General features: G+C 69.4%; 20 protein-coding genes. 18 read left to right on the forward strand and 2 right to left on the reverse strand.

All coding sequences use genetic code 11. The features are described from left to right. Nucleotides 1-113 precede the first annotated feature (113 nt). A complete protein-coding gene (gene tuf, locus C1N80_RS07010; protein WP_137770120.1) occupies nt 114-1301 on the forward strand; it encodes an elongation factor Tu in 1188 nt (395 codons plus the stop codon). A gap of 384 nt (nt 1302-1685) precedes the next feature. Here the strand turns inward: tuf and C1N80_RS07015 are convergent, their stop codons facing one another. Continuing rightward, nucleotides 1686-2657, reverse strand: a complete 972-nt coding sequence (locus tag C1N80_RS07015) for a general stress protein (RefSeq protein ID WP_205750686.1) — start codon at nt 2655-2657, stop codon at nt 1686-1688. 272 nt (nt 2658-2929) lie between these two features. On the opposite strand from C1N80_RS07015, the gene ngcE reads away from it, so the two are divergent. From ngcE to C1N80_RS07090, 15 genes are all read left to right on the forward strand, one after another. Further along, a complete protein-coding gene (ngcE, locus tag C1N80_RS07020) occupies nt 2930-4417 on the forward strand; it encodes an N-acetylglucosamine/diacetylchitobiose ABC transporter substrate-binding protein (RefSeq protein ID WP_137770121.1) in 1488 nt (495 codons plus the stop codon). Beyond that, the gene (locus C1N80_RS07025; protein WP_168198051.1) at nt 4417-5397 is read left to right on the forward strand and encodes a carbohydrate ABC transporter permease; all 981 of its coding nucleotides are present in this window, start codon (nt 4417-4419) and stop codon (nt 5395-5397) included. Before ngcE ends, C1N80_RS07025 begins: the two co-directional genes overlap by 1 nt. Next, nucleotides 5394-6317, forward strand: a complete 924-nt coding sequence (locus C1N80_RS07030; protein ID WP_137770123.1) for a carbohydrate ABC transporter permease — start codon at nt 5394-5396, stop codon at nt 6315-6317. Before C1N80_RS07025 ends, C1N80_RS07030 begins: the two co-directional genes overlap by 4 nt. A gap of 362 nt (nt 6318-6679) precedes the next feature. Beyond that, nucleotides 6680-6988 (forward strand): 30S ribosomal protein S10, encoded by a 309-nt coding sequence (gene rpsJ / locus C1N80_RS07035; protein WP_137770124.1) that lies wholly within the window; start codon nt 6680-6682, stop codon nt 6986-6988. An 11-nt stretch (nt 6989-6999) separates the two neighbouring features. Further along, the gene (gene rplC / locus C1N80_RS07040; protein WP_137770125.1) at nt 7000-7680 is read left to right on the forward strand and encodes a 50S ribosomal protein L3; all 681 of its coding nucleotides are present in this window, start codon (nt 7000-7002) and stop codon (nt 7678-7680) included. Nucleotides 7681-7685: 5 nt separating this feature from the next. After that, nucleotides 7686-8630, forward strand: coding sequence for a 50S ribosomal protein L4 (gene rplD / locus C1N80_RS07045; RefSeq protein WP_137770126.1), 945 nt, complete (start codon nt 7686-7688; stop codon nt 8628-8630). After that, nucleotides 8627-8929 (forward strand): 50S ribosomal protein L23, encoded by a 303-nt coding sequence (gene rplW, locus C1N80_RS07050; protein WP_103384748.1) that lies wholly within the window; start codon nt 8627-8629, stop codon nt 8927-8929. Before rplD ends, rplW begins: the two co-directional genes overlap by 4 nt. Nucleotides 8930-8977: 48 nt before the next feature. Continuing rightward, nucleotides 8978-9814, forward strand: coding sequence for a 50S ribosomal protein L2 (gene rplB, locus C1N80_RS07055; RefSeq protein ID WP_103384749.1), 837 nt, complete (start codon nt 8978-8980; stop codon nt 9812-9814). Between the two features lie 15 nt (nt 9815-9829). Further along, entirely contained in the window at nt 9830-10111 is a 282-nt protein-coding gene (rpsS, locus tag C1N80_RS07060; protein ID WP_114853748.1) for a 30S ribosomal protein S19, read from the forward strand. Between the two features lie 50 nt (nt 10112-10161). Continuing rightward, nucleotides 10162-10515, forward strand: coding sequence for a 50S ribosomal protein L22 (gene rplV / locus C1N80_RS07065; protein WP_103384703.1), 354 nt, complete (start codon nt 10162-10164; stop codon nt 10513-10515). A 10-nt stretch (nt 10516-10525) separates the two neighbouring features. Further along, nucleotides 10526-11359 (forward strand): 30S ribosomal protein S3, encoded by an 834-nt coding sequence (gene rpsC / locus C1N80_RS07070; RefSeq protein ID WP_137770127.1) that lies wholly within the window; start codon nt 10526-10528, stop codon nt 11357-11359. 5 nt (nt 11360-11364) lie between these two features. Beyond that, the gene (rplP, locus tag C1N80_RS07075; protein ID WP_103384702.1) at nt 11365-11784 is read left to right on the forward strand and encodes a 50S ribosomal protein L16; all 420 of its coding nucleotides are present in this window, start codon (nt 11365-11367) and stop codon (nt 11782-11784) included. Next, a complete protein-coding gene (rpmC, locus tag C1N80_RS07080; RefSeq protein ID WP_103384701.1) occupies nt 11784-12017 on the forward strand; it encodes a 50S ribosomal protein L29 in 234 nt (77 codons plus the stop codon). Before rplP ends, rpmC begins: the two co-directional genes overlap by 1 nt. 22 nt (nt 12018-12039) lie before the next feature. Beyond that, the gene (gene rpsQ, locus C1N80_RS07085) at nt 12040-12354 is read left to right on the forward strand and encodes a 30S ribosomal protein S17 (protein ID WP_103384700.1); all 315 of its coding nucleotides are present in this window, start codon (nt 12040-12042) and stop codon (nt 12352-12354) included. Nucleotides 12355-12734: 380 nt separating this feature from the next. After that, nucleotides 12735-14384, forward strand: coding sequence for an MFS transporter (locus tag C1N80_RS07090; protein WP_137770128.1), 1650 nt, complete (start codon nt 12735-12737; stop codon nt 14382-14384). A gap of 88 nt (nt 14385-14472) precedes the next feature. On the opposite strand, the gene C1N80_RS07095 is transcribed toward C1N80_RS07090, so the two are convergent. Beyond that, nucleotides 14473-14883 carry a hypothetical protein gene (locus tag C1N80_RS07095; protein ID WP_137770129.1) on the reverse strand — a complete coding sequence of 137 codons (411 nt, stop codon included), beginning with the start codon at nt 14881-14883 and terminating at the stop codon, nt 14473-14475. Nucleotides 14884-14986: 103 nt separating this feature from the next. On the opposite strand from C1N80_RS07095, the gene C1N80_RS07100 reads away from it, so the two are divergent. Further along, the gene (locus tag C1N80_RS07100) at nt 14987-15394 is read left to right on the forward strand and encodes a hypothetical protein (RefSeq protein WP_137770130.1); all 408 of its coding nucleotides are present in this window, start codon (nt 14987-14989) and stop codon (nt 15392-15394) included. 387 nt (nt 15395-15781) lie between these two features. Continuing rightward, nucleotides 15782-16150, forward strand: coding sequence for a 50S ribosomal protein L14 (gene rplN / locus C1N80_RS07105; protein WP_137770131.1), 369 nt, complete (start codon nt 15782-15784; stop codon nt 16148-16150). Nucleotide 16151 lies beyond the last annotated feature (1 nt).

Consider the following 16151-nt stretch of genomic DNA (forward strand, 5'->3'; position numbering starts at 1 on the left):
GCAGGTAGCATTCCTGCCTGCTCCCTCCGCCTCCGTCGGAGAGCCACCGCAAGGTGGGGACCCGATCCCGACCAGAAGTACCCAGAGATTACGAAGTCCTAGGAGGACACACCATGGCGAAGGCCAAGTTCGAGCGGAACAAGCCGCACGTCAACATCGGCACCATCGGTCACGTCGACCACGGCAAGACCACGCTGACCGCTGCCATCTCGAAGGTCCTGTACGACCAGTACCCGGACATCAACGAGAAGCGGGACTTCGACCAGATCGATAACGCGCCTGAGGAGAAGCAGCGCGGCATCACGATCAACATCTCGCACATCGAGTACCAGACCGAGAAGCGTCACTACGCCCACGTCGACGCCCCCGGCCACGCCGACTACATCAAGAACATGATCACCGGCGCGGCTCAGATGGACGGCGCGATCCTCGTGGTCGCCGCCACCGACGGCCCGATGGCCCAGACCCGTGAGCACGTTCTGCTCGCCCGCCAGGTGGGCGTCCCCTACCTGCTGGTCGCGCTGAACAAGTCCGACATGGTCGACGACGAGGAGATCCTCGAGCTCGTCGAGATGGAGGTCCGCGAGCTGCTGGGTTCGCAGGAGTTCGACGAGGACGCCCCCGTCGTGCGCGTGTCCGCTCTCAAGGCGCTCGAGGGCGACGAGAAGTGGGTCAAGTCCGTGCAGGAGCTCATGGAGGCCGTGGACGAGAACATCCCCGACCCGGTCCGTGACATGGACAAGCCGTTCCTCATGCCCGTCGAGGACGTCTTCACCATCACCGGTCGCGGCACCGTCGTCACCGGCAAGGTGGAGCGCGGCAAGCTCGCCATCAACTCCGAGGTCGAGATCGTCGGCATCCGCGAGCCGCAGAAGACCACGGTCACCGGCATCGAGATGTTCCACAAGCAGATGGACGAGGCGTGGGCCGGCGAGAACTGCGGTCTTCTCCTCCGCGGCACCAAGCGCGAGGACGTCGAGCGCGGCCAGGTCGTCGTGAAGCCGGGTTCGATCACCCCGCACACCAACTTCGAGGCGCAGGTCTACATCCTGTCCAAGGACGAGGGCGGCCGTCACAACCCGTTCTACTCGAACTACCGTCCGCAGTTCTACTTCCGGACCACCGACGTCACCGGCGTCATCTCCCTGCCTGAGGGCACCGAGATGGTCATGCCCGGCGACAACACCGAGATGACGGTGGAGCTCATCCAGCCCATCGCCATGGAGGAGGGCCTCGGCTTCGCCATCCGTGAGGGTGGCCGCACCGTGGGCTCCGGCCGCGTCACCAAGATCACCAAGTGATCACCGCGGGGGTGACCCTGCAGCCGTGAACGGCGCTCGAAGGACCCCTGACCGGGAGACCGGTCAGGGGTCCTTCCGTCTGTCCGGGGGCGGCTAGCGGGACGGCAGGGCCGACGGTGGTCGCCGTGGTTGCAGCGGTCCCTGGAGCGGCGGTCCCCGGAGCAGCGGTCCCCGGACAGGGCCCGGTGCCCGGCTCGTCCACGGTGGTCGACCGGCACCGACACCGGCACTGGCACCGGCCGCGGCACCGGTACCTGCACGCGGCCGGCGGCCGACGCGGGTGCGGCACCGGCGACCAGCCGGCGGCGGGTGCACGGTCCGTATGCAGGACGGGCGCCCACCCGGAGGTGGACGCCCGTCCTGTCGGCGTCGGGAGGTGGCGGTTCAGCCGTCCCGACGATCGTCCTCGCCCCAGCGCGGTGCGTCGGCACGCTCGGTCGGCGCGGGCGGCGTGGCGTCGTCGGGCCCCGACGCGGTGGAGGGGGCGTCGGCCGCCGACGGGGACCCGGTGGCCGGGGCCGTCCCCTGCTCGGCGGGCCGGCCGTAGCTGGGCCGGGGGGCGGCGGCGCCGCGCTGGGCCTCCGGCGTCGTGGGTGCGGGCTGCCCGTAGCTGGGGCGGTGGCTCGCGCCCGTGCCCGCGGGGGAGCCGGGAGCGCCGTACCCGTAGGAGCCCGCGGGGGAGTCCGGTCGGATGGGTGCCCCGCCGGAACCGGACGCGCCGTGCGCACCCGTCCCGCCGACCGCCGGACCGGAGGCGCCGTCGCCGACGCCGTTCGCGCCCGCCCCGGGGGCCGGGGCGCCGCCGCCCTGGGAGCCGAGGCCCGGAGCCTGGGCCGGGGGGACCGAGGAGCGCCCGGTCGCGGGGCCGGGGTTCACGCCGGCCTCGGCGAGCACGCGGCGGGCCTGCTCGGCATGGCTGTGCTCGACCATGAGCTCGTACTGCATGGGGATCGTCGCGGTCATCGACGTGAAGTCCCGCTTGCCGCCGGTCATCGCGTAGCCGATCACGGCCCAGACGGTGAAGAAGATGATGCCGAGCAGCACGCTCGAGACGACGGCCGCGACGCTGCCACCGGGGTTGAGGAACATGAGGATGAGACCGATGAACAGGCCCATCCAGACGCCGGAGAGCACGCCCTGGCCGATCACCTTGCCCCAGGTGCGGCGGCCGGTGACCCGCTCGATGAGCTTGAGGTCCGTGCCCACGATCATGGTGTTCTGCACGGGGAACTGGCGGTCCGCGAGCGCATCGACGACGGCCTGCACCTCGGCGTAGGTGCTGTACACGCCGAGGGAGCGGGGGTACTCGAGGTCGTAGAGCCGCTGGGTGAGCGGCGAGTGCTGCGGTGAGGTCATGTGCTGAGCCTAGGACAGGAGTCCGGATGCTCCCAGGGAGTGACGCCGATCTGCCTGGGAGTCCCCTGACCCCGTGCCGGGAGACGGCGCCGGAGGGGGCTGCGAAGGGGCCTGTGGAGGGCCGTCGGGACGGGCGCGGAGCGGCCCGTCGGAGCGGGGGAACAAACTTTCATGTCACGACACGGTGTCGAAACTGCCAGAAGTGATCTGCGCCTCCCCGTGCGCGGTAAGGTCCCGGGGACAGCGTCGTCGACGAGGAGTGAGGACCCACCATGACTGCACGTGATCAGCGCCCTGCGGAGGACCCCGCCGCGCTGGAGACCCCGCTCGACCGGCTGGGCGCCAGCCGTCGACGCTTCCTCTCGCTCGCGGGCGTCTCCGCGGGTGCCGCCGGGCTCGCGGCCTGCGCCGCCGGGGGCGGCGGCGGGGACGATGCCGCCTCGAGCGACGGCGGCGGGGCCGCGGTCGCCGAGGGCGGCGGCGAGGTGAGCGACGAGAACCCCTTCGGCGTGGACGCCTCCGCACCGGTGGACGTCGTGATCTTCAACGGCGGCTTCGGCGACCAGTACGGCAAGGACGCCGGCAAGAAGTACGCGGAGCTCTACCCGGAGGCGGACGTCAAGGTCTCCTCGACCGTGAACATCCAGCCGGATCTCCAGCCCCGGTTCATCGGCGGCAACCCGCCGGACCTCTTCGACAACTCCGGCGCGCAGAGCATGAACACCTCGGCGCTCATCAGCGACGGCAGCCTCGGGGAGCTCGGCGCGCTGATCAAGGCCCCGAGCCTCGACGGGGGCACCATCGAGGAGTCCCTGCTCCCCGGTGTGCTCGTGCCCGGCACCTACTCCGGCAAGCTCTTCGCGCTGAACTACACCTACACCGTCTTCGCCCTCTGGTACTCCGCCACCCAGTTCGAGAAGGAGGGCTGGAAGGCCCCCGCCTCCTGGGACGAGGTCATGGCGATCGGCGAGTCGGCGAAGTCCGCGAAGCTGCCGCTGTTCGCCTGGGGCGGTCAGAACGCGGCGGACTACTACCAGGAGCTCGCGCTCTCGATGGCGATCAAGGAGGGCGGCAAGGAGGTCGCGACGAAGCTCGACAAGCTCGATGCCGACGCCTTCTCCCAGCAGACCGTGGTCGACGCCCACAAGGCGATCGAGGAGGCCGTGAAGGCCGGGTACTTCATGTCCGGCGGCGCCGGCATCAAGCACACCGAGGCCCAGGCGGAGTGGGTGACCGGCAAGGCGGTCATGTACCCCTCCGGCTCCTGGATCGAGAACGAGCAGCGGGACGTCACGCCCGAGGACTTCAAGATGACGGGCCTCTCCACGCCGGTGCTCAGCGACGGCGCGAAGCTCGGGGCGGCCGCCATCCACGGCGCCGCGGGCGAGCCGTTCATGGTCCCCTCCAAGGGCAAGAACGGCGCCGGCGGCCTCGAGTTCCTGCGCATCATGCTCTCCAAGGAGCAGTGCCAGAACTTCTCCAAGCTCACGAGCTCCATCACGATCGTCAAGGACACGGTGCCGGAGGACGCCTTCGGCTCCACCGCGCTCGCGTCCGTCAACGAGCTCATCCAGGGTGCGGGCGAGGACGTCTTCACCTACAACTTCAAGGACTGGTATGGGCTGGGCCCTGACATCAAGCCCCTGTGGACGGAGTTCCTGGGCGGCGACATCACCGCCGACGAGTGCCTCGAGCGCACGCAGGAGATCGTCGACAAGGTGCGCGAGGACGACAGCATCGAGAAGTTCGACGTCGAGTGATGGCAGCAGTCCCCACGTCCACCACCCCGGGGGCGGCGCCGGCCCGCCCCCGGGGGGCGCGCGGCGCGCTGCGTCGGCTGACGCCCGCCCGCGTCCTCTTCTTCCTGATCTTCCTCGGGGTGCCGCTCGCGATCTACGTCGTCTTCGTGGTCTCCCCGTTCCTGCAGGCGTTCTACTACTCGCTCACGGACTGGCGCGGCCTCTCCCGCGCGCCGCAGTTCATCGGGCTCGAGAACTACGTGACGCTGTTCCACGACCCGGTGTTCCTCAAGGCGCTGCGCAACAACCTGATCCTGCTCGTCACCCTGCCGCTGATCACCATCACCCTCGCGTTCACCCTCGCGGTGCTCGTGACGGTGGGCGGCGACTCCCGCGGGGCGATCCGCGGCGTGCCCGGGGCGACGGTCTACCGCGTCGTGAGCTTCTTCCCGTACGCGATCCCCGCGGTCGTCGTCGGCATCCTGTTCGCCTTCGTCTACTCGCCCAACGGCGGCCTGCTCAACGGACTCCTGCAGGCGGTCGGGCTGGACGTGTCCATCGGCTGGCTCGGTGAGCGACGCTTCGCGATGGCGGCGATCATCGCGGCCGTCGTGTGGAGCCTCGTGGGCTTCTACATGGTGCTCTTCGTCGCGGCGATCAAGTCGATCCCGTCGGAGGTCGTCGAGGCCGCGCGCATCGACGGCGCCGGCCGGTTGCGACTCGCGGTCCAGGTCGTCCTGCCGATGGTGCGGGGCAACGTCTCCACCGCCGCCGTCTACATGGGGATCATGGCGCTGGACATGTTCGTCTTCGTCAACGTCATGACGCCGACGGGCGGCACGGGCAAGAGCACCGAGGTGGTCTCGCGGTACCTCTACGAGACCGCCTTCTCCGAGTCGAGGTTCGGCCTCGCCTCCGCGATGGGCGTCGTGATGGCGCTGCTGACGATGGCGATGGCCGTGCTGGTCCTCGTCATCAGCCGCGGGAAGGACGAGGCATGAGCACCACGACCACCGGGCGGGCCACCGAGCCCGCGCCCGCACCGGCCGCCGCGGGCTCCTCGCCCCCGCGCCGACGTCGGCCGCGCCGCAGCGTCGGGGACCGCGTCTTCGGCGGGGTCTCCCAGATCGTCCTCGCGCTCTGGGCGCTGATCGTCGTCATCCCGCTGCTGTGGACGGTCTTCAGCTCCTTCAAGTCGACCCGCGGGATCCTCACCTCCCCGTTCGCCCTGCCGGAGCACTGGAACCTCGACAACTTCGTGCGGGCCTGGAACCAGGCGGGGATCGGCCGGTACTTCTTCAACACCGTGCTCGTCGTGGGCTCGGCGCTCGTGCTCGTCATGGTCCTCGGCGCGATGTGCGCCTACGTGCTCGCGCGCTACGAGTTCCCGGGCCGGCGGGTCATCTACTACGCGCTGATCGCCGGGCTCACCTTCCCTCTGTTCCTGGCCGTGGTGCCGCTGTTCTTCATCCTCGAGTCGATGGGGCTGCGGGGCACCTACCTCGGGCTCATCCTGAGCTACGTGGGCTTCGCGCTGCCCTTCACGGTCTTCTTCCTCTACGCGTTCTTCCGGCAGCTGCCGGAGGAGATCGCCGAAGCGGCCGCGATCGACGGCGCGGGGGACTTCCGCACCTTCTTCCAGGTCATGCTCCCCATGGCCGGGCCGGGGATGGCCAGCGTCACGATCTTCAACTTCCTGGGGCTGTGGAACCAGTTCCTGCTCCCGGTCGTGCTGAACACCGACGAGTCGAAGTTCGTGCTCGCGCAGGGCCTCGCGAACCTGCAGGCCCAGCAGGGCTACCGCTCGGACTGGGCGGCGATGTTCGCCTCGGTGACGATCACGATCCTGCCGGTGCTCGTCGTCTACCTGATCTTCCAGCGCCAGCTGCAGGGCGGGATCGGGCCCAGCACGAACAAGTAGGGACCTCGTCCGCGGGTGCGGGGGAGAGGGGCGGGTGCGGCCGGTGTGACTGGCCGCACCCGCCCCTCCCTTGTGGGGGTGAACGCGTCCGGGGCATACTTGGGGAGTTGTCTGCGTGGGCCGCCATGCCCGGTTCCGTTCTCCGTGGGTCCTCCCGCGGCGAATGATCACCGGAGGAGGTCCATCCCCAGGACGCGAACGATGCCTCGCATCGACCGCGCGTCGGAGGAGGGAGAAGCGCAGACGCAGCCGTCACGCGGCGGCATCCGCACGCGCTCGCGCGCTCCGCGGAGGCCGACACGCCCGTCCTCGGGTACCGGGGCGGCTGTTCCATGACAGACGAAGAAGAGAGACAGGACGCCATGGCGGGACAGAAGATCCGCATCCGGCTCAAGTCGTACGACCACGAGGTGATCGACTCCTCGGCGCGCAAGATCGTCGACACGGTCACCAACGCGGGCGCGACGGTCGTGGGCCCGGTGCCGCTGCCGACGGAGAAGAACGTGTTCTGCGTGATCCGTTCTCCCCACAAGTACAAGGACAGCCGTGAGCACTTCGAGATGCGCACGCACAAGCGACTGATCGACATCGTCGATCCCACGCCGAAGGCCGTGGATTCGCTCATGCGTCTCGACCTGCCGGCGGACGTCAACATCGAGATCAAGCTCTGAGGCAGGTCGACATGAGCAACGAACTGACGGGACAGCGTGCCCACGCCGTGTCCGGCGTGCTCGGCACCAAGCTCGGCATGACCCAGGTCTGGGACGAGAACGGAAAGCTCGTCCCCGTGACCGTGGTCCACGCCGGTCCGAACGTCGTCACCCAGGTGCGGTCCGTCGAGTCCGACGGCTACGACGCGGTCCAGATCGCCTACGGGCAGATCGATCCCCGCAAGGTCTCCAAGCCGCTGAAGGGCCACTTCGAGAAGGCCGGCGTCACCCCGCGCCGTCACCTCGCGGAGCTGCGCACCATCAACGCCTCGGACTTCACCCTCGGCCAGGAGATCGACGTGTCGGTCTTCGAGGCCGGCCAGAAGGTCGACGTCGTCGGCACCTCCAAGGGCAAGGGCACCGCGGGTGTCATGAAGCGTCACGGCTTCTCCGGTGTCGGCGCCTCCCACGGTGCGCACCGCAACCACCGCAAGCCGGGCTCCATCGGCGGCGCCTCCACCCCGGGTCGCGTGTTCAAGGGCCTGCGCATGGCGGGCCGCATGGGCAGCGACCGCACCTCTGTCCAGAACCTGACCGTTCACGCGGTCGATGTCGAGAAGGGCTACGTGCTCGTCAAGGGAGCCGTCCCCGGCCCCAAGGGCGGCCTCGTGCTGGTCCGCTCGGCCGTCAAGAGCCCCGCGAAGGAGGCCTGAGCCCGATGGCAGACAACCTGACCGTCGACGTGCTCGACCCGGCCGGCAAGAAGGCCGGGACCGTCGAGCTCCCCACGTCGATCTTCGACGTGCAGACGAACGTCCCCCTGATCCACCAGGTGGTCGTGGCCCAGCAGGCGGCCGCCCGTCAGGGCACGCACAAGGCCAAGACCCGTGGCGAGGTCCGCGGTGGCGGCAAGAAGCCGTACAAGCAGAAGGGCACCGGCCGTGCGCGCCAGGGCTCGCTGCGCGCTCCGCAGTTCGCCGGCGGCGGCACGGTCCACGGACCGGTCCCGCGCGACTACTCGCAGCGCACCCCCAAGAAGATGAAGGCCGCCGCCCTCCGCGGTGCCCTCTCCGACCGCGCGCGCAACGGCCGCGTGCACGTGGTGTCCTCCCTCCTCGAGGGTGACGCCCCGTCCACCAAGGCCGTCCGCTCGACCCTGTCGAACGTCTCCGACCGTCGCCACCTGCTGGTGGTCGTGCGTCGCGACGACGACCTGGGCGCCCTGAGCTCGCGCAACCTGCCGACCGCGCACGTCCTGTACGCCGATCAGCTGAACACCTACGACGTCATGCTCTCCGACGACGTCGTGTTCACCTCCGGTGCGCTCGAGGACTTCGTGGCCGCCGCAACCCTGTCCCTGCCCACCTCCGGCTTCGCGAAGGCCCGCACCGAGGCGTCCGCCCCGGTCGCTCCGGTCGCCGCTGCCGCGCAGGATGCCCCCTTCGGCGAGGGATCGGCGGCCCCCCTGGCCGACGGCTCCGCCCCCGAGGGCTTCAGCATCAAGGGCAAGAAGGACTCCATGAAGTTCCACACGGTGGACTCTCCGTGGTACGGCCGCACCAAGGCCGAGGTCTGGTTCGCGACGGAGGAGGCCGCCAAGGCCGCCGGGTTCGTGAACGCCGTCAAGGAGTCCGCCTCGTCCGATGAGGAGGCCGCCAAGTGAGCGCGCTGAACAAGGATCCCCGCGACGTCCTGCTGGCCCCGGTCGTCTCCGAGAAGAGCTACGGGCTGATGGACGAGGGCAAGTACACCTTCCTGGTGGCTGCCGACGCCAACAAGACCGAGATCAAGATCGCCGTCGAGAAGGTCTTCGACGTCAAGGTCTCTTCGGTCAACACGATCAACCGTCAGGGCAAGGCGCGTCGCACGCGCTTCGGGATGGGCAAGCGCAAGGACACCAAGCGCGCCATCGTCACCCTGACCGACGGAGCCATCGACATCTTCGGAGGGTCGGTCGCCTGAGCGCGGCCGACGTCCGAGGAGCCGAAGAGAGTCTGAGGGAAACCCACCATGGGAATTCGCAAGCACAAGCCGACCACGCCGGGCCGTCGCGGCTCGAGCGTCGCCGACTTCGTCGAGATCACCCGCGACACGCCTGAGAAGTCGCTGGTCCGCCCGCTCTCCAAGAGCGGCGGCCGCAACGCCAACGGTCGTGTCACGTCCCGTCACCGCGGTGGCGGCCACAAGCGGGCCTACCGCGTCATCGACTTCCGTCGTTCCGACAAGGACGGCGTGAACGCGAAGGTCGCGCACATCGAGTACGACCCCAACCGCACCGCGCGCATCGCGCTGCTGCACTACGCCGACGGCGAGAAGCGCTACATCCTCGCCCCGGCCAAGCTGCGTCAGGGTGACTGGGTGGAGAACGGTCAGGGCTCGGACATCAAGCCCGGCAACAACCTGCCGCTCAAGAACATCCCGCTGGGCACCGTGATCCACGCGATCGAGCTGCGCCCCGGCGGCGGTGCCAAGATCGCCCGCTCGGCCGGCGCTTCCGTGCAGCTGGTCGCCAAGGAGGGCCGCTTCGCGCAGCTGCGCATGCCCTCCGGCGAGATCCGCAACGTCGATGCGCGCTGCCGCGCGACCATCGGCGAGGTCGGCAACGCCGAGCAGTCCAACATCAACTGGGGCAAGGCCGGCCGCATGCGCTGGAAGGGCAAGCGCCCGCACGTCCGCGGCGTGGTCATGAACCCGGTCGATCACCCGCACGGTGGTGGCGAGGGCCGCACCTCCGGTGGTCGTCACCCGGTCTCGCCCTGGGGTCAGCCCGAGGGTCGTACCCGTCGTCCGGGCAAGGAGAGCGACAAGCTCATCGTGCGCCGTCGACGGACCGGCAAGAAGCGCTGATAGGGAGAACCGCACATGCCTCGCAGTATCGCCAAGGGCCCGTTCGTCGACGACCACCTGCAGAAGAAGGTGGACGTCCAGAACGAGAAGGGCACCAAGAACCTCATCAAGACCTGGTCGCGCCGCAGTGTCATCACTCCGGACTTCCTGGGTCACACCTTCGCAGTGCACGACGGTCGGAAGCACGTCACGGTGTTCGTCACCGAGTCGATGGTCGGCCACAAGCTCGGCGAGTTCGCCCCCACGCGGACTTTCAAGGGCCACGAGAAGGACGACAAGAAGGGCCGCCGCCGCTGACCTCGGTCAGCACGGCAGCACTTCTCGAATTCGAGAGAAAGCAGGAAACGATGGAAGCCAAGGCGCAGGTGCGGTACCTCCGCATGTCGCCCATGAAGGCTCGCCGCGTTGTCGACCTGATTCGTGGCAAGAGCACGGTTGAGGCCCTGGACACCCTGCGGTTCGCCCCGCAGGCCGCCAGCGAGCCCGTCCTCAAGCTCGTCCAGTCCGCGATCGCCAACGCTCGCGTCAAGGCCGACCAGGCGGGTGAGCGCTTCGACGAGCGCGAGCTCGTCGTCTCGGCCGCCTATGTCGACGAGGGCCCGACCATGAAGCGGTTCCAGCCGCGTGCACAGGGTCGAGCCTTCCAGATCAAGAAGCGCACCAGCCACGTCACCGTGGTGGTCGCTCCCGTGAACAAGTAAGGAGTCCCGAATGGGCCAGAAGGTCAATCCGAACGGGTTCCGCCTCGGGATCACCACGGAGCACACCAGCCGTTGGTTCGCCGATTCCACCAAGGACGGCCAGCGGTACCGCGACTACGTGAAGGAAGACGTCGCGATCCGCAAGCTCATGTCCGATGGACTCGAGCGAGCCGGCATCTCCAAGGTCGAGATCGAGCGCACCCGCGATCGTGTCCGCGTGGACCTGCACACCGCCCGCCCGGGCATCGTGATCGGTCGTCGCGGCGCGGAGGCCGAGCGCCTCCGCGGTGAGCTCGAGAAGCTCACCGGCAAGCAGATCCAGCTGAACATCCTCGAGGTCAAGAACCCCGAGGCCGACGCCCAGCTGGTCGCACAGGGCATCGCCGAGCAGCTCGCCGCCCGTGTCTCCTTCCGCCGTGCGATGCGCAAGGGCATGCAGTCCGCGCAGCGCGCCGGTGCGAAGGGCATCCGAGTGGCCGTCGCCGGCCGCCTCGGCGGCGCCGAGATGAGCCGCAGCGAGTTCTACCGCGAGGGTCGCGTGCCTCTGCACACCCTCCGGGCGAACATCGACTACGGCTTCTACGAGGCCCGCACCGCCTTCGGCCGCATCGGCGTGAAGGTGTGGATCTACAAGGGCGACGTCACCGCCAAGGAGCTCGCGGCCCAGCAGGCCGCCGCACAGGGTCCCCGCTCCGGCGGTCGTGGCCCCCGTGCCGAGCGTCCCCGCGGCCGTCGCAACGAGCGCAACGCCGCCGCGCGTCGTGAGGGCACCGAGTCTGCGCCGCAGACCGCCGCCCCCGCGGAGCAGGCAGCACCCGCGCAGCAGCCCGGAACGGAGGCCTGAGCGACATGCTGATCCCTCGCAGGACCAAGCACCGCAAGCAGCACCACCCGACCCGCAGCGGCATGGCCAAGGGCGGCACCGAGCTGGCGTTCGGCGACTACGGCATCCAGGCGCTCGCGCCGGCCTACGTCACCAACCGTCAGATCGAGGCGGCTCGTATCGCCATGACGCGCTACATGAAGCGCGGCGGCAAGGTGTACATCAACATCTACCCCGATCGCCCGCTCACCAAGAAGCCCGCCGAGGTCCGCATGGGCTCCGGCAAGGGCTCCGTGGAGTGGTGGATCGCCAACATCAAGCCCGGTCGCGTCATGTTCGAGATCGCCGGCGTGGATGAGGCGACCGCCCGTGAGGCCCTCCGCCTCGCGATCCACAAGCTCCCCATGAAGTGCCGCATTCTGACCCGAGAGGGTGGTGACATCTGATGGCAGCGACCAAGCTCACCGCCGACGAACTCGACAAGCTGGACGACGTCAAGCTGGCCGAGGAGCTGGCCAAGGCGAAGGACGAGCTGTTCAAGCTCCGTTTCCAGAACGCCACCGGTCAGCTCGAGAGCTCCGGCCGCCTGCGGTCCGTCAAGAAGGACATCGCACGGATCTACACGATCCTGCGCGAGCGCGAGCTGGGCATCCGCCAGGCCCCCGGCTCCGCCGAGTGACCGCGAAGCGAGGAACTGAGAGATGAACGAGAACACCCCTGAGGTCGAGGCCGCTGCGAAGGAGGGCGCTCACGCGTCGTCCCACGAGCGTCCCTACCGCAAGACGCTCCGCGGCTTCGTGGTCTCCGACAAGATGGACAAGACCATCGTGGTCGAGGTCGAGGAGCGCGTGAAGCACGCGCTCTACGGCAAGGTCCTCACGAAGACCAACAAGTTCAAGGCCCATGACGAGGACAACGTCGCCGGCATCGGCGACCGCGTGCTCATCATGGAGACCCGGCCGCTGTCCGCCACCAAGCGGTGGCGTCTGGTCGAGGTCGTCGAGAAGGCCAAGTGATCGATCGGTCCTCGTGACCGTCGACCGCATCCGAGAAGGGCCGGTCATCCCCGCGAGGGGGTGGCCGGCCCTTCACCGTGCCCTCGAGCGGGCGGCCGAGGGGACCCGCCGGACGTGCCGTCGATGCCGCCGGGAGGCCGCTCCTGCGACCTGGGTCACAGGGGGGATTCAGGCTCCGCTTCACCTGGTCAGCACCGATTTCTGAGCATCGATGCAGGTCATGGGCGTGACATCCGCTGCGCAACGTGGTTGTCTATATGGCCGTGCCCAGGGTCCGGGCGCCGCAGAGCCCCCGGTCGGGGACACCGCGCGCCCGTGACCGCGAGGTAGGAAGCGTCGCTCGTCGGCCCCTCGTGCACCCGCCTCACGAAGGCAGGTCCATGTCCTCTTCATCCGAATCGACCACCCCGCCCGCAGCGCGCCGCCCCCGCAAGGGCCGCCGCTCACCGAAGCCGCCCCGCCTCGAGGTCGACGACGTCCTCGTCGTCAAGGGGCGCCGCATGCGGACCGCCATCGGCGGCACCGTGGTCGGCAACGTCATGGAGTGGTTCGACTTCGGCGTGTACGGCTACATGGCCATCATGCTGTCGCAGCTGTTCTTCCAGACCGGCAGCGAGAGCCTCGACCTCATCCTGTCGCTGCTCGCCTTCGCGGTGAGCTTCCTGGTGCGTCCCTTCGGCGGTCTGGTCCTCGGTCCGCTCGGTGACAGGATCGGCCGCCAGAAGGTCCTGTTCTTCACGATGGCGATGATGGCGATCGCCACCGCCCTGATCGGTGTGCTCCCCACCTACGCCGACATCGGCGTCTGGGCCGCCTTCCTGCTCTACGCCCTCAAGCTCGTCCAGGGCTTCTCGACGGGCGGCGAGTACGCCGGCGCCACGACCTACGTCGCCGAGTTCTCCCCGGACCGCAAGCGCGGCTTCTACTCCTCGCTGCTGGACGTTGGCTCCTACCTCGGCTTCGCGATGGGTGCCGGTGCGGTCGCGCTGACCCACCTCATCACCGCGGAGGTCTGGGGACCGGACGCGATGCTCAACTGGGGCTGGCGCGTGCCGTTCCTGCTCGCGATCCCGCTCGGCGCGGTCGCCATCTGGTTCCGCGCCCGGATCCCCGAGACGCCGGCCTACGAGGCCACCGAGGCCGAGCAGGCCGCGGAGGCCCAGGGCCACGGCTTCGCCGCGCAGACGGAGGAGGACGACTCCTCGCTGCACGCCCGCAAGGGTCCCCGTGCGATCGTCAAGCACCACTGGCGCGAGCTGCTCATCGCGATCGCGATCGTGGCCGCGACGAACACCGCCGGCTATGCGCTGACGAGCTACATGCCCACCTACCTGGGCAGCGAGTTCGGCTTCAACGAGATGGCGAGCGCCGCCGCGACGATCCCCTCGCTGCTGATCCTCTGCGCGATGATCCCGTTCGTCGGGATGGCCTCGGACAGGTTCGGGCGCCGCAACCTGTACTTCGCCGCCGCGATCGCCGCGGTCGTCCTGCTGCTGCCGGCCTTCTGGCTCATGCACCAGAGCTCCTTCTTCGCGATCCAGGCCGCGATGGTGATGGTCGCCGTCCCGGTGGCCCTGTTCATCGGGCCCTCGGCCTCGGCGCTGCCGGCGCTGTTCCCGACGGCCGCGCGCTACGGCGCGATGGGGATCGCCTACAACGTGTCCGTCTCGCTGTTCGGCGGCACCACGCCGCTCATCTCGCAGACCCTCATCGAGCTCACGGGCAACAGCTACATGCCGGCGATCTGGATCATGGCGTTCGCCGTGATGGCCGGCATCGCGGTGATCTTCATGCGCGAGAGCGCGCAGCGGCCGCTGCTGGGCTCGTTCCCTGCGGTGGAGACCACCGAGGAGGCGATCGACCTGGTCGAGCACCAGGAGGAGAACCCCTTGCTGAACACGTCGGAGATGCCGATCGTGGTGCCCGAGGAGCTCGAGCGGGAGATCGAGGACGCCCTCGACCAGCCCGGTGCCGGGCTGCCGACGGACGCCGCGGGCGCGGGCGACGCGGAGCCCTCCGCGAAGGCCTGAGCACAGCGCTCCCTCACGCGACCGACGGGCCGCCCACCTCCGGGTGGGCGGCCCGTCGTCGTGTGCGATGGGGGAGGGGCGTCCTCGCTCAGTCCTCGCTGAGGTGCACGAGCAGCGCTCCGGCGAGGGCGTCCTCCGCGTACGGAGCGGTGATCGCGCGACTGTCCGTCCCGCGGGCGAGGTCCACGACGAAGCCGGTCCCGGCCGGGTCGCGGCGCAGGGCGAGGAACGCCTCGCCGAGGGCCTCACGCAGCTGGTCCTCGCGGGGGATCCACACCACCTCGCCCTCCTCCACGGAGTCGAGCGCCCACTCGGTGGTCCCGTTGAAGCGAAGCACCTTGCCGCCGCTGCGGCTGATCCCCGGTTCGATGACCATGGAGGAGAGCAGGAAGGTCTCCTCCCGCAGGTCCTCGGTGTCGATAGCGAAGCGGTCCCCGTCGCGGGGCTCCCAGTCCAGGCCCGCGGCGCGGAGGCGGCGGGCGACGTCGATGTCGATCATGCGGCGAGTCTAGGGACTGTGCCGCCGAGGTGGTCCGTCACGATCCGATGCCGATCGGCCGGGGTCGCTGGTGGTGACGGGCGGGGGCGCGGAGCATCGGGGCATGGACCACGGGGCGGTGCGATGGGGGAGCGGCGTGCGGATGCTCGGCGCCGCGGCGCTGCTGCTCGCAGTCGCGGCAGGATGCGGTGCGCCCGAGCCGGCGGTCAACAAGGCGGGACTGACCTGGATCACCCTCCCGGACTCCCGCGAAGGGGATGCCGCGCTGCTGGTCGGCACGGTCGCCGAGGTCCGCGGGTGCATCGTCGTCCGGGGCGACGAGGGGGAGGACGTGTACCCCGTCTTCGGACGGTCCGACGCGCGGCCTCGGTCCTTCACCGTGGGGCAGTACGTCGAGCTCGGCGGGGGGAGCATCGAGGCCTCGGACACCACGTGGAGGACCTCCGACTCGTGGACCGTCCCGGAGGCCTGCCGCGGCGCCGAGGAGCTCTGGATCGTCGCCCCGGAGTGAGGTGGCGGAAGGATCGCGGGGCCCGGCGCGACCGGGGCGGCCGCGCTCCGAGAGCAAGGACACACGGGGGCGGCCCGGGAACTCCCTTCCCACGGTGCACGCGGAGCGCCTATGCTGGGAGGGTTGCGAATCCGGGTGAGAGCCCGGATCTCGCGGACGGCAGCGTCCATCCCCCGACGGAGACCTCGCACCGCCCGTCCCCACGGCCCCGGCCGAGGGAACGGTCCTTGTGCCCGAGTCCGCCGGAGGGTTTTTTGATGCCCGTGGCTGTCCGCGCCGACGATCCGCCCCTCCGGGGGCGCCTCGCCGGGCAGCGGTCCACCATCCGTTCCGCCAGGCTCGGCCCGCTCATGCGGGTGAGAACCGGTGAGACGACAGGAGTACGGAGTGATTCAGCAGGAGTCGCGACTCAAGGTCGCCGACAACACGGGTGCCAAGGAGATCCTCTGCATCCGCGTTCTCGGTGGCTCCGGTCGCCGTTACGCCGGAATCGGCGACACCATCGTGGCGACCGTCAAGGACGCCATCCCCGGTGGCAATGTGAAGAAGGGCGACGTCGTCAAGGCCGTCGTCGTGCGTGCGACCAAGGAGCGCCGTCGTGCCGACGGGTCGTACATCCGTTTCGACGAGAACGCCGCGGTCATCCTCAAGACCGACGGTGAGCCGCGCGGAACCCGCATCTTCGGGCCCGTCGGTCGCGAGCTGCGCGACAAGCGGTTCATGAAGATCGTCTCGCTCGCGCCGGAGGTCGTGTGAC

It is taken from the genome of Brachybacterium sp. SGAir0954 (genome assembly GCF_005490785.1).
GTDB classification, from domain to species: Bacteria; Actinomycetota; Actinomycetes; order Actinomycetales; family Dermabacteraceae; genus Brachybacterium; species Brachybacterium rhamnosum.

Excerpts from the sequence above, each read along its gene's own strand:
- rplV (WP_103384703.1), top strand. The coding sequence starts at position 10,162 with ATGGAAGCCAAGGCGCAGGTGCGGTACCTCCGCATGTCGCCCATGAAG.
- rplC (WP_137770125.1), top strand. The coding sequence starts at position 7,000 with ATGAGCAACGAACTGACGGGACAGCGTGCCCACGCCGTGTCCGGCGTG.
- rplD (WP_137770126.1), top strand. The coding sequence starts at position 7,686 with ATGGCAGACAACCTGACCGTCGACGTGCTCGACCCGGCCGGCAAGAAG.
- rpsS (WP_114853748.1), top strand. The coding sequence starts at position 9,830 with ATGCCTCGCAGTATCGCCAAGGGCCCGTTCGTCGACGACCACCTGCAG.
- rpsQ (WP_103384700.1), top strand. The coding sequence starts at position 12,040 with ATGAACGAGAACACCCCTGAGGTCGAGGCCGCTGCGAAGGAGGGCGCT.
- C1N80_RS07025 (WP_168198051.1), top strand. The coding sequence starts at position 4,417 with ATGGCAGCAGTCCCCACGTCCACCACCCCGGGGGCGGCGCCGGCCCGC.
- rpsC (WP_137770127.1), top strand. The coding sequence starts at position 10,526 with ATGGGCCAGAAGGTCAATCCGAACGGGTTCCGCCTCGGGATCACCACG.
- tuf (WP_137770120.1), top strand. The coding sequence starts at position 114 with ATGGCGAAGGCCAAGTTCGAGCGGAACAAGCCGCACGTCAACATCGGC.
- C1N80_RS07030 (WP_137770123.1), top strand. The coding sequence starts at position 5,394 with ATGAGCACCACGACCACCGGGCGGGCCACCGAGCCCGCGCCCGCACCG.
- C1N80_RS07095 (WP_137770129.1), bottom strand. The coding sequence starts at position 14,883 with ATGATCGACATCGACGTCGCCCGCCGCCTCCGCGCCGCGGGCCTGGAC.
- rpmC (WP_103384701.1), top strand. The coding sequence starts at position 11,784 with ATGGCAGCGACCAAGCTCACCGCCGACGAACTCGACAAGCTGGACGAC.
- rpsJ (WP_137770124.1), top strand. The coding sequence starts at position 6,680 with ATGGCGGGACAGAAGATCCGCATCCGGCTCAAGTCGTACGACCACGAG.
- C1N80_RS07090 (WP_137770128.1), top strand. The coding sequence starts at position 12,735 with ATGTCCTCTTCATCCGAATCGACCACCCCGCCCGCAGCGCGCCGCCCC.
- C1N80_RS07015 (WP_205750686.1), bottom strand. The coding sequence starts at position 2,657 with ATGACCTCACCGCAGCACTCGCCGCTCACCCAGCGGCTCTACGACCTC.
- ngcE (WP_137770121.1), top strand. The coding sequence starts at position 2,930 with ATGACTGCACGTGATCAGCGCCCTGCGGAGGACCCCGCCGCGCTGGAG.
- rplP (WP_103384702.1), top strand. The coding sequence starts at position 11,365 with ATGCTGATCCCTCGCAGGACCAAGCACCGCAAGCAGCACCACCCGACC.
- C1N80_RS07100 (WP_137770130.1), top strand. The coding sequence starts at position 14,987 with ATGGACCACGGGGCGGTGCGATGGGGGAGCGGCGTGCGGATGCTCGGC.
- rplB (WP_103384749.1), top strand. The coding sequence starts at position 8,978 with ATGGGAATTCGCAAGCACAAGCCGACCACGCCGGGCCGTCGCGGCTCG.